The 15,117-nt window shown below is 54.5% G+C and carries 7 protein-coding genes; 1 reads left to right on the top strand and 6 read right to left on the bottom strand.

Annotation, left to right across the window (positions count from 1 at the left end; genetic code table 11):
- Positions 1-13: 13 nt before the first annotated feature.
- The 5 genes from Mal52_RS12390 to Mal52_RS12370 all read right to left on the bottom strand — a co-directional run bounded on the left by Mal52_RS12390 (position 14) and on the right by Mal52_RS12370 (position 5,374).
- Positions 14-2,002 (bottom strand): pilus assembly protein N-terminal domain-containing protein, encoded by a 1,989-nt coding sequence (locus Mal52_RS12390; RefSeq protein WP_197534859.1) that lies wholly within the window; start codon positions 2,000-2,002, stop codon positions 14-16.
- Positions 2,003-2,544: 542 nt separating this feature from the next.
- Complete coding sequence (gene cpaB, locus Mal52_RS12385; protein ID WP_145376482.1) at positions 2,545-3,525, bottom strand: Flp pilus assembly protein CpaB; 981 nt, start codon at positions 3,523-3,525, stop codon at positions 2,545-2,547.
- Between the two features lie 282 nt (positions 3,526-3,807).
- The gene (locus Mal52_RS12380) at positions 3,808-4,359 is read right to left on the bottom strand and encodes an A24 family peptidase (protein ID WP_145376480.1); all 552 of its coding nucleotides are present in this window, start codon (positions 4,357-4,359) and stop codon (positions 3,808-3,810) included.
- Between the two features lie 515 nt (positions 4,360-4,874).
- A complete protein-coding gene (locus Mal52_RS12375) occupies positions 4,875-5,042 on the bottom strand; it encodes a Flp family type IVb pilin (protein ID WP_145376478.1) in 168 nt (55 codons plus the stop codon).
- Positions 5,043-5,203: 161 nt separating this feature from the next.
- Positions 5,204-5,374, bottom strand: coding sequence for a Flp family type IVb pilin (locus Mal52_RS12370; protein WP_145376477.1), 171 nt, complete (start codon positions 5,372-5,374; stop codon positions 5,204-5,206).
- A 1,009-nt stretch (positions 5,375-6,383) separates the two neighbouring features.
- Here Mal52_RS12370 and Mal52_RS12365 point away from each other — a divergent pair.
- The gene (locus Mal52_RS12365) at positions 6,384-14,270 is read left to right on the top strand and encodes a secretin N-terminal domain-containing protein (protein WP_197534858.1); all 7,887 of its coding nucleotides are present in this window, start codon (positions 6,384-6,386) and stop codon (positions 14,268-14,270) included.
- A gap of 131 nt (positions 14,271-14,401) precedes the next feature.
- Here the strand turns inward: Mal52_RS12365 and Mal52_RS12360 are convergent, their stop codons facing one another.
- Complete coding sequence (locus Mal52_RS12360) at positions 14,402-15,115, bottom strand: EF-hand domain-containing protein (protein ID WP_197534857.1); 714 nt, start codon at positions 15,113-15,115, stop codon at positions 14,402-14,404.
- Positions 15,116-15,117: the final 2 nt, after the last annotated feature.

Below are 15,117 nucleotides of genomic sequence, written 5' to 3'. Positions count from 1 at the left end.
GGCGCCAAATCCCTTAGGGAGTGCCGCTCGACGATTGTCCGTCCGGATTTGCCCGACCGGTTAACTCCTTGGGAGCAATTAATCCCGGCCGCGGGGCGCGACGACTGGGTTTTGCTTGGCTGGATGCTTTCAACTGGTTCAGCAATTTCTGCTTTTCCGCATCGGGAAAGACCAATGCTGGATTAGCGGGAGCCGCTGTTGTCGGTGCTGTGCCTGATGGCTGCGCGGTTGCTGCCGAAGCTCGCCGTACGATGGTCGTGTTGTTCTGGCCGGTTCGCTGCTGTTGGACGACCTGCGTCGGCCCGGTGCGGCGATTCGGACGAGTTTGATTCAATGTTTTTGCTCGCGGTGCTGTCGTCACTTTTGTGGTCGCTTTGGCTCGCACAGTTGTAGACTGCACTGGTTTCACCCGTTTGGTCGGTGCCGGCCCCAGTAAGGGCGTGGCACCTGAGGGGGCAACAGAAGCTTGTTGAACTCGAGGGGCCGCACTACGAAAACGTGGTGTGACCAAATCGGGCTTGGCGGGGGAGTGGCCCAAGGTGGGCCCCACTCCCTGCGGTTTGGCAGCTTCGGGTTGCGGTGTCGGCGGAGGTGAAATGTCGGATCCACTAGCGGCCGGGGCCGGCGGAACGGTACTCGGAGCGTACTGCATGTTGCCGTTCGGAGTCGGTTCGATGTAAGCCGGTTGCGGCACATAGCCACCGTCAGCTTCGCAATCGACACATTGCGGTCCGTAGTAGGGGACTTCCAGTGTGCCATCGAGATACAACTCGCGATCGGTCGGAGTACTTGTGAATTGTCCAGGGCCTTGCGGCGGGACTTCACACGGTTTCAATGGGTCGGCCAATTCCGGCGTGACCATAATCAACAGTTCGGTTTCGGTTTCGTCATAGCGAACGCGACGGAACAGGGCACCAAAAAAGGGCAATTCTCCCAAAACCGGAACCTTAAACGTCGTGGCTGTCTGTCGATCGAAGATCAAACCTGCAATCACAAACGTTTGACCAAAATCCATTTCCACAGCGGTTTGTACACGACGTGTCGTCAAACCGGGCACCACGATTCCCTGTGTTTCGATCGCACTGGAGAAGTCCCGTTCGCTGACTTCAGGAATCAATTGCAAGCTCAACCGGCCGTTCCCCAATACGATGGGCAATGCTTCGAGTTTGACGCCGAAGGATTTGAATTCGACGCTCAATGTTCCCAGAGATTGCGGGATAAGAATCGGGAATTCTCCACCTTGCAGTAGGTTCGCCTTGGAACCACTCTTCACCGAAAGGTTCGGCTCAGCCAAGATCTTCAACAGCGACTCTTCTTTCAAGGCTTCAATAAAGCCCTGGAAAATATTGCTGTCGCTGATAATCCCAAACATCGCTGTCGCCCCTGCCGGATTGAAGTCGAGGCTGGTTGCCGCTCCTGCAGCCGACGTCAAAGTTCGAATAGGAATCAAGTTCCCCGGATTCGAGATGATGTATCCGTTGTTTCCAATGTCGAAGAAGTTGAAGCCCAACCGGCGAATCTTGCCACGTTGAACCTCCATGACCTTCACTTTCAGCGTGACCTGTTGGACGCCACCGACTTGAATGTTGTTGATCGGTTCGGGGAAGAACTGCTCGGTCAATTGCATGATCGGGCGAATCTGCGCCGGTTGGTCGACCCATCCGCTCAGCACGGCGGTGTTTTGCACCTTCGTGACATGAATGGCAGCATCAGGAAAACTCAGCTGCAGCAACGATTGCAGATGCCGCACGTCGCCCACGACGAGGATTTCCAATTTATGGCTTTGGCCAAATTCGTCGACGACGGTCACGTCGGTGACACCCGGTGCTCCGGCAGTGATTCGCAGTTGCCGAGGATTGAATGGGTTTTCCACTTTAGACGCGGTAATGACTTCCGAGTCATTGACATCGACCGTTGTGATGCGGCCTTTGAGTTCGAGGATTCGCGTCGATTTCTCCACCATTTCCAATTTGGTAAATGGACGGTCGACGTGATGAATCATGTGGTTCGCTATGGGCAGAGCATCTTCGGCGGTGATAGGCGCCGATGCAGCTAACAACAAAGCGAATAATGAGGTACAGATAAGACCTCGTGATCGAAACCGAATTGGCATATGCATCCTTGCACTCTCCCTCGTTTGAGTGATCCCGTCCAGAGTCCCTCGGGCGTGATCCTATTCGACAGTGTCCCTGGCAGAAGCGATGGCCTCTTCCATAAACGTGCGAACGTTATCCTGACTTTTGGAAATTACGAGCGGGAAATCAACTCGTGTTCGCTCGGCCGCGGCCGACTTGCCAAGAATAGGCTTGTCGAAGACCACAACTCGGGCGATTTCAATTGGCCCGCAAAAACAAGAAAATACTGGTGGGGACGCTTGCGCGCCCCACCACTTAACTGCAAACTCTTGTCGTTTTCAATGTCTCATCAAACCGCTCAGTGCGGTGTTGCTTTGACATATGTCCCGGCAACCGTCTTGATTAAAATCGTTGAAAACGACTGCCTTACTCTCCGGTAGTTCGCCGTTGCGGTCCCTAGCATTCAGGACTACGTGGCGGACGGTTCTGGTTCAATACCTTGTGGTTGCGTGGGTTCCACATCGATGTTATCGATGGCATTGGGATCGGATAGAGGGACGTCCTCGACCGTCTTTTCGCCATCGTGATAAATTACAATTGTCCAGGTCGGAATCGGTTCAGTCACCGGCTCCTCGACGATTTCCTCGTTGATACTATTCCGAATGTCCTGCTCTTCGCTGGACAACTCTGGATTGACGTAATCCGCATTTTCCGGGGCGATGTCATCTTCACCGAACAATGCACGCATCTTGGCATCGAAGTCTTCATCATCGATGTCCGCAACTTGTTCTTGCGTGTCGTCGTCCTTGTGCCGTAGTGAAAAGTTTAAGTCGCCTTTCTTCTCAGCCAGACGCAACAAGTTGACTTGCTCAGGTGTCACCAAGACAGAAATGTTTTTGTAAATCGACTCGGATTCGTTGTCGACCATGTCCCTTTGTTTGTCGACAGCAAACACTTCAATGTATTCCAGTACCGTTTTGGTTCGTTCCAACGTCTTTCCGTCGATTCGCCGCTTATAGGTCACTTGAATGTCGACCCGGTCGTGGGGATTTACGAATCCAGCAACTGCAGTTTTGGCAGTCACACTGATTGCCGCCACTCGCATTCCTATGGGGATCTCATTCGATGCACTAAAAACACCTTCCTCACCAAGCATGGCTTGCACGATTGGGGTGCCGGGAAATGCGCGTGACCGCAAGCCCCGGTTGACATATTGATCCGCCGATGTCACTGCATCAGTCGGCATCATGTCCATTGGCATTTCTTTGAACGTCACCATCGAATCTTCAATCTCAATTCCGGGGCTGATTTCCTCTAGGGCAACCAACACCGGCATGGTTTTTTTGGCTTCTTCTTTTTTGTCTCCGGAGAGAACTTGTTGGACGCCAATCATGGCGACTAAGCCGCACCCGAGTGCGACGGCCAACATTACGATTGATTTACCTTTCATCGATCCACCTGCTTGATTTGGGAGGTTAGCAGTTGGTCACGCAGCCGCCGGCCGATGGGCCCACAATTCCGGCTTCGCAACGTATCTCGCATTCCCGACATCAACCCCGGTTTTTCGACTAGAAGGATCTTATCGATTGGTTCATCGGCAACGATGAGTCAAAAGCTTCAATCTATACCGGTTTTAACGCTTGGAATGATCACAACGGTTGTGCGGATATACCCCGTCGCCAACCAAAACAGCTGGAAACGGGGTACACCGTCATCTCAAAATATCGCCCGATTAAATCATGCCAGCATAGAAAAAGTACCCAATTGAACCGATGCAGATCGGAATCCCGTAGGGTAGGAGTAACATGCTGGATTTACGCTCCGCGGCGATTACCGAAAGTTCGCGCGGATTTTTCACCTGCTTGAATTCAAACATGATCATGAAGAAATTCTCGTAGTGTTTTCTCAGCTTACCGCTAGAGACCGCCATGACGATTGCCATCAATCCGCCGATCACCGCTGAGACGACGAACGCGTACACAGTCACCCATCCGCCCAGCCACGCCCCGATGCCGGCCATCAGCTTGACATCGCCTGCCCCCATTCCGCCCACACTATACAGTGGCAATAGGGTCAACAGCCCAACGCACATGCCGATCAGTGCACTGCTCAAGCCTGCCCAACCATGCATCCAGGTGTTGGCCGCTAGTCCCGAAAGGACCATGGGAAACGTAATCCAGTTGGGAACCCGTAGTTCCTTGCCGTCGATGTAAGCCGCCACGATCAAAATGACCGAGACCAATTTGACGGGCCAGTTGTGAATAAAAATCTCGTGTAGATCCATGACTGCATCTGTCCTTCTGTTACGACTCCGCCTCGGACGCTGTATTCACGACAAAAATTCATCGCAGGCCGGGGAGGGCAGGGGATTAGTCGGAGGGAATGTTTGTGGCAAGTTTTTTCTTACGAGTCGTTTCAAAAACCCTGGGATGCGTTCCGTTGATACTGCAATGCAAGTTTACGAAACAGGCGAGACCAGGTATTGAAAACGGGTTCTAGGAGCTGAACGGACGGAATCAAACACCGGGACGGCCGACGGTGAACAATGTAAACAACGCCACCAAGGCGCCCATGACGAGCACGATTGTTTGTGGAAGCGATTCGAGCGAAGCTTCGATCCAGAACGGTACCATTTTAGCCGCCCTCGATTATGTATTCTTAAGTGGTTACTTGTACGGCATATCACGATGGATGCCGTAACGAATCAGTTGCAATGCCTCTGAGACTCAAGAAGCCGCCCAGTTTCACAACGCATGTGAAACTGGACGGTTGTCAATCTCGTTCGAAAACGTGCCCCGATTACAAAGCCGTGGCAACACCTTCGAAGGTCGTATTGGTCGTCGTACCAACAGATGTGATCGCTGTGAGGCAAACCACGATGATCAACGCCAACATGACCGCGTATTCGACAGCCGTCGGGCCATCTTCCGAAACCAAAAACTTCTTGACGCTCTTAAGCATCTGCATTTTCTTCTCCCTGTTCATTTCGGGCCCAGCCAATGCGGCAACGCTTCCCGAACAGCATTGCGCAAGCCTCAAGCGGCGTGACGGAGAGGCGTTCGCAATACCTAGGCAATTAAGCCGCGGATGCGTTCGCCTCTCCAGTCGCGCCACCTGAAATGACAACCTTACATCGCTGTGGCGACGCCTTCGAAGGTCGTGTTGGCTGTGGTACCGACCGACGTAATCGCGGTCAGACAGACGATGATGATCAACGCCAACATCACGGCGTATTCAACAGCTGTCGGGCCATCTTCGGAAACCAGAAACTTCTTAACGCTCTTAGCCAGTGTCTTCATAGGATTCTCCCATTACAGGTTTGCCACAGCCGTTCTGGCGAACAACTGGGGCGCAAGCTTACGAACTCTGATTGGCCCGGTGGGTGGATGCTTGCGCAAAACCCGGCAACCGACGCATCGGTTGCAAACGCCTCTCAAAGTCCGCCACCCAAATTAAAACCTCACAGCGAGGTTACACCCAAAATAAATGACGGCCTTTTGGTTCAACACAGGTGGTGAGCAGCTTTGCAGCCACTCCTGATTTCCGCCTGCGTTGTTACCGGCACAACAAAAACCTAGGTCACGGAAAGGTTGAGTCAAGCAAACAATTCCACGAAATCGGCAAAGTCTATTCATGTTGCCGGACCACATCACCACAATCATCTCAAGGCTCGACGACAACGTGAGTTACGGAATGATTTCAAAAAACCACACTCCAAAGATTCTTGTCATTCCGCTGCGAAGCCGATCAACTTCAAAGGCGGATGCGGCAAACCATCGGTCAACCAGGAATATCAACGAATTGCCAAAACCCCCGCCAAACGACCTCATGCGGGTCCAACCAGATAGCTCGCCTGAAGCCAACCCCTCGAATGTTGACTGAGGACAGGCCGGGGATTCTGCGCCGATTTCCTGGAATCCGCGCTTTACCCACAGTTCCGAGGCGTGTACTGTATTACGAGAGGTTTCAAAGCCCGCTGACGCGTCTTGTTCACTTTGATAGGCATGTTTCCGGAATCAGCGCGACCGAGTTTTGAAAACAACTCCAAAGAAAACCCACCTACCTAGCCCACCTAATCCGCATCCTGAACGTCGCGATCATTTTGGTTTTGCCACAACTGCTCGCTACTTCTGAGTCGTCCCTCAGGACGATTTTGAAATTTAGAGGATGACAATCAATCGATCCCGATGGCCGGACTCAACTTGCGTCCGCGCAATCGCGCCGAAACTCACACCGAGAATCCATTCCGAGCAGCAATATCGGCCCTGTTCGCCGTTTGCGCAATCGAATCGCACTGGAGTGAAGACCGTGACGTTACATCAAAACTTCTCGCCTTGTCGTCGACATCTGTTCCGCGCGTCGCTGCTTGCGGCACTCTGCGGAATTTGCCCGTCGCTTGCGATCGCTCAAGATGCGCCGCCTGCTAGCGAGACTCCAGCTGCCAAGACTCCCCCCGCTGCCGCAAAACCGGCCGCGGCGAAGCTGGATTATGCTCAACTGGCTGATCCTGAGGTTGCTGCTCAGTTAAATCTGACAGTTGAACAGCAAACGAAACTCCAAGAACTGCTCAAAAAACGCAGCGACGCGCTCTCCCAAGCCGAAGCCGCCGACAAGGCCAAGATTGCCGCCGAGCAAGATGGAACCATTGCGGCCCTGCTTACGGAGGAACAACGGGCGAAATTGGCCCAAATTCGCCCGGTTCCCAAGCTCCGCTTCAATTTTCGATTTCAACGTTGGGCCGAGGTTTTGCAGTGGTTTGCGAACGAAGCGGACCTATCGCTGGTGATGGATGCCCCGCCGCCCGCGACGTTTAATTACACCGATACCAAGGAATACACCCCGACCGAAGCGATCGATCTACTCAACGGCGTCTTGCTAACCAAGGACTTCACGCTGATTCGGCGCGGTCGCATGCTGATCGTGATCGATATGAAAGAAGGTATTCCGCAAGACCTCATTCCGCGGATCGACTTAAAAGACTTGGAAGATCGCGGCAAACATGAATTCGTCAGCGTGATGTTTCCGTTGGGTAAAAAGAATGCGGAGGAAGTCAACGCGGAAATTACACCGCTGTTGGGAAACCAAGGCAAAAGCGTGCCGCTGCCCAAGACGCAGCAAATCCTGGTCACAGCCACCGCAGGCAACATGCGGGCGATCGGCGCAGTCATCGGTTCCATTCCCGAACCGGCGCCTCCCAAAAAAGCCCCCAAACCCGCGCCCCCTGAAAAACCGGAACTGAGAACCTACGCCACGAAATCCGCTGATGCCGGTGCAGCTGTGGAACTGATCAATCAGTTGATCACTGGGATCAAAGTCGTTGCCGATGCCAAAGCTGGTCAGATCAACGTTTTCGCCACGCCTACACAGCAAACGGCAGTCAAAGCGCTGTTGGACAAAATACAGACCGACAATCCGCCCGAATCGATGCCCCGTTTGGAAGTCTATTCCCTTACCCGGGGCGACCACACGCAGTTGTTGGAATCGCTGAAGCTAGTCTTACCGGAAATGCAAATGCGGATTGATCCGGTAGACAATCGCCTGATTGCTTGGGGAACCCCCGAGGAACAAGCCAAAATCAAGTCGTCTCTCGACCAACTGGGAGGAGACGGGCCGAATGGCAAGACAACGCAGCTAGCGACTTATCTATTATTAAAAGCGGATCCCACATCGACGCAGACGTTGTTATCCACTCTGGTTCCCAACGCCCGGATTTCGTATGACCCGCAATCTCGAAATTTGATCGTCGTCGCTGTGCCGGACGACCAACGGGTTGTGAAAGCGATGTTGGACCAACTGCAACCGACGCAGCCGGGGGCTAATACCCCGGAATTGCAGTTCTATCCCTTCAAGGTGAACATTCCGACCGGCTTGATGGAAGTTCTGCAAGCGTTGGTTCCCAATGCAAAAATACGTGCTGACGGAAAGAAACTGATTGTCACCGCCATCCCGGCTGATCACGCCTTGATTGCCGATACGATCAAAAAGTTCCCCATGCCCATCGAGGGTGAAAAACCGCGTTTGGAGATTTATCCCGTCACGCCCGCCCAGCGCAAACGATTTGATGCAGTCGTTGGAACAATAACCGGCGACCTGCCGGGGATTCGGATTATCACCGATGCCGAGCCGGGGGAACTGGCCGTGTGGGCGAAATCCAAAGAACACGAGGCGCTCCGGACAATCCTAGAGAAATTAAAGCGGGATGTGCCGGATGAAGAAAAGTTCACGCTGACCAGCTATCCAGTCAAGGCCGCTCAACAACCGCAGACCACAAGCGTCCTGCAGACCCTGTACCCGGAACTGCGTGTTATCCCCGATGCCGAAGGAAATCGCCTGCTTGTCTGGGCGGGACCCCAGCGGCACGCCGACCTCAAAGCCACGTTGGATAAGGTCCTCGCCGAAGTTCCCGAAGCCGATCAACCCCGCTTTGAGGCATACGCCATCCAAGGCGCGGACGCGACAAGTCTCATGCCCACATTGCAGACACTGTTGCCGGCCATGCGGTTATCGGTGGACCCCAAGACCACACGGCTGATCGCCTGGGGGACTCCCAAAGAACATCAGATGTTGAAATCGGCCTTAACCAAGGTCGGTGGCGGCACGGCGGAAATGTCGCCGCAAATCGAAGTCTATCGACTCACCAAAGCCGATCCCTCTGCGACGCAGACATTGTTGCAGGGACTTTTCCCGGCGGCGCGTCTGACGGTTGACCCGCAAACGCGGAGCCTGATTGCCGTGGCCATCCCCGAAGACCAACAAGGCATCCGCGCGACGTTGGAACAACTTCAACCCGAAACGCCCGGCCCCAATGAACGCACGCTGCGGTTTATTCCGCTCGAACAAGCCCCACCCGCCAGCCTGTTGGCGGTCTTGCAGCAACTGGCGCCGCAATCGCAAGTCTCGTATGACCTCGAAGGCAAACGGTTGATGGTCGTCGCCACGGCCGCCGATCACGATGTGATCAACGAATCTGTCAAACGTGTCATCGACTCCGCTGCCCCTGCAGAAAAGTTCTCGTTAGAAATCTATCCGGTGACCGCCGCACAGCGGACTCGTTTTCAATCGATTTTGGATACGGTGCAAAGCGAAATGCCCGGCATGCGGATCATCACCGATGCTGAACCGGGTGAATTGGCGGTGTGGGCCAAGAAAAGCCAGCACGAGAAGCTGGCCGACATCATCTCCAAGCTGCGACGGGAGACCCCCGCGGGTGACAAATTTGTGCTGGTGCCCTATCAGATCAAAAACGCGGATGCGCCCAACACGCTGACCGTGATGCAAAGCATCTTTCCCAACATCAAAATTGTGTTGGATGCGAAGACCAAAAAATTGCTCATCTGGGCTCCCCCAAGTGAGCACGAAAAAATTCAGGATGTGGTCGACAAAATCGACTCCGGCGCCGCTGCGGACGTCCAGGAATCCTACAAAGTCTATCCGGTCCCCGATTCCGATGCCGCCGCGGTGATCAATTTGTTGCAGCAACAACTGCCGGATGTCACTTTCACCAACGACACGACCTCCAAAGCGATCATCGCCTGGGGCCGTAAAGCCGACCACCAAAAGGTCGACGCGATTTTGAAGCAAGTTTTGGCGGGGCTGGATCCGAAACGCAAGCCGAAACTGGTTGTCTATCCAGCCGGCGAAAGTGATTCGGCAAATCTCATGCGCGGGCTGCGGCAACTGTTCCCCGATGCCCGAATCGATGACGACTCCGCTTCGAACTCCATTCTGGTTTGGACAACACCTGACCGGCATCAGGAAATCCAATCGGCAATGGATGAAATTGCGGCCAATATGAAACAGCGAAACGGCGGCAAGATGGTCATCTATCCTGTCGAGTCTGCCATTGCGACTTCAGCGCGACAAGTGCTGCGAATGGCCGTTCCACAGGCGCGGGTCATGATTGGCGGCAATCCGCCGCGTGTCGTCGTCTGGGCCAAGCCGGAAGAGCACACCGAGGTTGCTGAAATCATCAAGCAGATTGAAAAAGACGCGGATAGCAACGATGCCCGCGAATTGGCGGTCTTCGAACTGCAAGGCACCGATTCAGCCGCGATCATCCAGCTCATCAATCCAGTCCTCCGCAGCGAAACACAGTTCATCACCTCCAATGACGGCCAACGGTTGATCGTTCGCGCCAAACCGAAGCATCTGGAAGAACTCAAATCGACCATCGAAGAGGCCAAGGAAAAACTACCCAAGATGGGTAAACCAACGGCACACGTCTATCAATTGAAGCACGTGGATCCCAACATTTTGATGGCGATCGTAAGGCCGATTTCACCTTCATCGCCGATGGTCCCCAACGTCCGCGACCGGTCGTTGGTGATTACCGCATCGCCAGAAGATCATGAAAAATTCAAAGCGGAAATCGCGAAGATCGACGTCGCACGCGCGGGCGAAGACTCGGCCTACTTAAAGTCGTATCCGCTAGAGCGTTCTGACGCCGGCACGGTATATGGCATTGTCGCCAATCTGATGTCCGGGCAGGCCGACATGCAACTTTATTACGACGGGCGAAATAATGCAGTGATTGCCATCGCGCATCCCGATCAGCATAAAACGATTGCCGAGACAATTGCCGATGTCGAAAAAAACTTTGTCGCTGCCACGCCGGAGATGTATCGTCTGCACACAGCCGACCCGAATGTGGTCGCGGCCTTTTTACGGACACTCGTACCGCGGGCGTCGATCACTGTTGATAACCCGCAACGGAGCTTGGTGATCGTGGCGACCGCGGCCGATCATCAAAAAATGAAAGAGGCCATCGCCAAGTTCGATGTCGAGCCTGATGCCGAAAATGCGGCGTTTCTCAAGTCTCACCAGGTCAAAAAAGCCGACCCAGGCACAACCTTCGGCGTCGTGGGACAACTGCTGGCCAGCCACCCCGAGGTCCGCTTGTCTTATGATTCGCGTAACGGTGCGATCATTGCCTTTGCCGATGCGGCGCAGCAGAAAAAAATTGAAGAAGTGATTGCCGACATCGAAAAAGATATCGAAGGGGCCACCTCAGAGGTCTATCGTTTTCGCACAGCTGACCCGAATGCCGCCATCGCGATTCTACGCATGGTCGCTCCCCGCGCTCAAATGACAGTCGACAACCGCAATCGCAGCATCGTCATCAATGCCATCGAAGCGGATCACGCAGCCATCGCAGAAACGATCGCCAAGATAGACGCCGATGGAAATGACGAAAACGGCGCGGTGTTGAAGGCCTATACGATCAAGTCGGCGGAACCTGGCAACCTGCTCAATATGCTGCAGACCAACTTTGCCTTGCAGCCGGATATTCGGTTGTCGGCGGATTACAAGAACGAAACCATCGTCGCATTGGCGACCGAAGCACAGCATAAAAAAATTGCCGCCTTTATCGCCGAAGTCGATGACAAAGGCAAAGTGCGTACGGCTGAGGTCTACCGGTTCCGCTCCGCCGATCCGACCGCTGCCAGCGGCATTTTGCGGACGTTGATTCCCAAAGTCCAAATGGCGGTCGACAACGCGAGTCGCAGTCTCGTGGTGACAGGTACACCCGAAGAACATGCGTTGATCAAATCGACGATTGCCAAAATGGAAGAGGAACCGGCCGGTGGAAGAGGCTCCGTATTGCGTTCGTATCCGGTCAAAGCGGCCGAGCCGAACAATCTCCTCAACATGCTGCAAACGAATTTCGCCCTGCAACCCGATATTCGTCTGTCACTCGATTCTCTGAACGACACGATCCTGGCTTTTGCCCGTCCCGAACAGCACGAGAAGATTCAACACTTTATCGAAGAGGTCGAAAAGGGGGGGCAATCGCGGCGAGCGCAGGTGTATCGTTTTAGTATCGCAGATCCCAACACTGCATTGTCGGTTCTCCGTGTGTTAACTCCCAAGGCGCAAATGGCGGTCGATCAAGGTAGCCATAGTTTGGTGGTCACAGCCACCGAGGGGGACCATGAAAAAATTGCCGCCACGATTCAGGAAATGGACCGCGAGGACGCAGAGGGCTCCGGTCAGCAACTGCAGTCCTACGCTGTGCAAAACGCACAAGTCAACACCTTGGCACAGGCGATTCAATTGATGTACCGCTTGCGTCCCGATGTACAGGTCACTTTCGACAGACAAAATGGTACGGTCGTGGCCGTCGCACCGGCGGCGGAACAAGCGAAGATTAAAGAATTTATCGAAAACGCTGAGAAACAGAGCGTGCCGATGGTTCCCAAAGTCTACCGTTTTGAAAATGCCGATGCCCAAGCCGCGCTGCGTGTGCTCAGGTCACTGGCACCGAATGCCGACGCCGCTGTCGACACCGAGAACAACAGTCTTGTCGTTAGCGCTTCGGAAGCGGACCATGCAAAAATCAAAGCCACCGTCGACGCCATGGACGGAGACGGAGCCGCCCTAGGCGTTCCGGGACTGAAGGTCTATCCGCTCAACGCCGCCGACGGACGCAGTTTGCAGACCACGTTGCGAACGCTGTTTCGCCGTGATCGAGACGTCGATGTTTCCTATGACAGGGAAAACAACAGCATCCTGGCATTGGCTCCCGAGAAAACACAACAACGAATCGCCGATATGGTTCAAGAAGTCGAAAGAGCCGCCTCGGCCGATCCGTTGGCGACGCTACAACTGTATCGTTTGGAAAATGTCGATTCCCGTACAGCGATGGAAATCCTGGAAAACGCCTTTAGCCAGCAGATCCCCAAAATCAAATTGTCGTTGGATCGCCGCGGGCGGCAGATTGCTGCCATCGCCCGTCCCGAACAACATAAGATGATTCAACAAACACTCGAACAAATGGATACCGACGAGCGGGTGCTGGAAGTGTATCAACTCGATGTGATTGAACCGTTCACAGCGGAGTTGTCGATCGATCGCTTATTCGGCGGCTTCGATTTTGACGACCCCAACGCCCCGGTCGTCGATTCGGACAATGCCACCCAGCAACTTTTTGTCCGCGCCAAAAAAGAGCAACAGGCCGAGATTCGCGAGTTGTTATCCAAAATGGGAGAAACCGGTTTGGCGGTCCAAGCCGAAAGCGGCAAAGGAGGGCGGATGCGCGTGATTCCGTTCCAGGGCGACACCGCCGCCGCGATTCGGGAAATCGAACGGGTTTGGCCGCAATTGCGCAAAAATAGCATCCGCGTCGTCACCCCGTCGGCCGTCATGCCCAGCTTGCGACGTTCATCGCCAAAATCATTGCGCAACGGCGGGGCCAAGCCAAAACCTGCCAAGAAAAACGGGGCCCAATTTGCAGTCCCTGCGGAAGAGGTCCCTGCACAACGGCCTGCACAGAACAAATCCGCCAAGCCGACCGTAAACAATAAACGACCGATGCTACGACAGCAGACTGCGGAATCCGCAACGCCGCAAAAATCGACAACCAAACCTGAAGCTGAGTCCGATGAAGACCCTGCAGTGTTACCGGTGATTGTCGCTCCGGGCGATGGCCGGATTACGATTGCCTCGGACGATCCAGAAGCCTTGGACCAATTCGAAGCCCTGTTACGAGCGATGTCGCCGAAACGGACCGGGGGACGCGGCAACAACTTTGTCGTGTTCTCCCTGCGATACACCAGCGCCGTGCAGACCGCCACCACACTGCAACAGTTTTTCGAAACCGGGGGCAGACGGGGCGGTTCATCGCGTTCACGGTTCAGCAGCAACGTGACCATCGTTCCGGACCAACGTCTGAATGCGATTATCGTGCACGGCAACCGTCATGACCGGGATACCATCGAAGAGCTGCTCCAGGTGCTCGATGCTGAAGACAGTCCAGAAATGCTCTCCGCCAATCGTCCCCGCTTGATTCTGGTGAAAAACACCGAAGCTTCGCGGATCGAAGATGTGATCCGTTCCATCTATCAATCGGCATTAAAAAACGGTGGCGGCGCACCGCCCATCCCGGTGCCGGCCGGTGTGTCGCAAGATGTCGCTGTGGCAATTCAACGCGTCAACGCGGCTAGTAATGCCCCGTTGCTCACTGTCGAAGTCGACGAACGGACCAACTCGCTGGTGGTGATGGCTCCGACGTCATTGTTCGAGGAAATCAAAGAACTCGTGCAGCAAATGGACACGGCGGCCAATGACGACTCCACCCGGCGGTTAAAAGTCATCAAACTTAAAAGCCTCAACATCCGCAGCTTAGAGAATTCGCTGGATATGCTCACCGGCGAAGGTAGTCGATCGCGTTCACGACGAAGAAGACGAGGTCGCTAGGCACGCAATCGCTGCAGAGTCGCAACACATTGTGGCTCTATTGTTTAGCCACAGATTGAACACAGAAAAAACACGGATCGAAATTCCCAAACCGACAGGTTGCAGTGCAGAGGCAAAACGGCCGGCAACGATTACGGCTGCTGTCCTGGTGCAGCGGGGTTATTGTCGGACGGGGACGGGGTGCTTTTCGGGCCGCGTGCATACTCGCGTGCTGTGATGACCCCATCCAAATTCGCGTCCAGTTTTTTGAATCGCTCCGCATCCGCCGCTGTCAGCTTCGGAGAGAATTCGGACTGCGTTAATTGTCCGTCGCCGTCACGGTCGCGGTTGAAAAACTCCTGCGAAAGCCCCTTCGGCAGACGCGAACTGGGCACGTAGAACTTCTTGCTCCGTCGCAACGATTCCCGGTCGTCTTGAAGGGGCTGCTCTTCATAGGCGTCTCCTGTCGTGCCTCCGACGGCACGGTTTTCAGAAGCGTTGGGGGAGAGCAAAAGCATGCGGCGGAAATGACCGTAGGCGGCTACGTGTGCGGCATACTCGTTGGCCGTAATCACCCCGTCTTGATCAGCATCAATACTCTCAGGCTTACCCGCCATCATTTTCCATTCGGCTGGCTGTAGCATGCCGTCGCCGTTGGTGTCGTATTTGTCGATGATCCGTTTTGCGTAACGGGACAATTTCGCCGACGGTGTGGGAGCGGCGGTTGGGGCCGGTGTCTTAAACGGGTCGTTCGGTTCGTCAGTGGTCTCCAGAGGCGCCTCGTCCGCCATCGTGGTCCCGAATAGGCAAACGGCAACCAACGCCCCTTTGCACGCAATCGTTACTGCACGTCTAATCGTCATCATCA

It is taken from the genome of Symmachiella dynata, assembly GCF_007747995.1.
Classification (GTDB): domain Bacteria; phylum Planctomycetota; class Planctomycetia; order Planctomycetales; family Planctomycetaceae; genus Symmachiella; species Symmachiella dynata.
Note: the sequence above shows the minus strand (reverse complement) of the source record. Positions and strands in the feature narration are given on the sequence as shown.

Bases quoted from the DNA above. Each gene is read 5' to 3' on its own strand.
- cpaB (WP_145376482.1), bottom strand. From the start codon at position 3,525: ATGAAAGGTAAATCAATCGTAATGTTGGCCGTCGCACTCGGGTGCGGC.
- Mal52_RS12390 (WP_197534859.1), bottom strand. From the start codon at position 2,002: ATGATTCATCACGTCGACCGTCCATTTACCAAATTGGAAATGGTGGAG.
- Mal52_RS12375 (WP_145376478.1), bottom strand. From the start codon at position 5,042: ATGCAGATGCTTAAGAGCGTCAAGAAGTTTTTGGTTTCGGAAGATGGC.
- Mal52_RS12370 (WP_145376477.1), bottom strand. From the start codon at position 5,374: ATGAAGACACTGGCTAAGAGCGTTAAGAAGTTTCTGGTTTCCGAAGAT.
- Mal52_RS12380 (WP_145376480.1), bottom strand. From the start codon at position 4,359: ATGGATCTACACGAGATTTTTATTCACAACTGGCCCGTCAAATTGGTC.
- Mal52_RS12360 (WP_197534857.1), bottom strand. From the start codon at position 15,115: ATGATGACGATTAGACGTGCAGTAACGATTGCGTGCAAAGGGGCGTTG.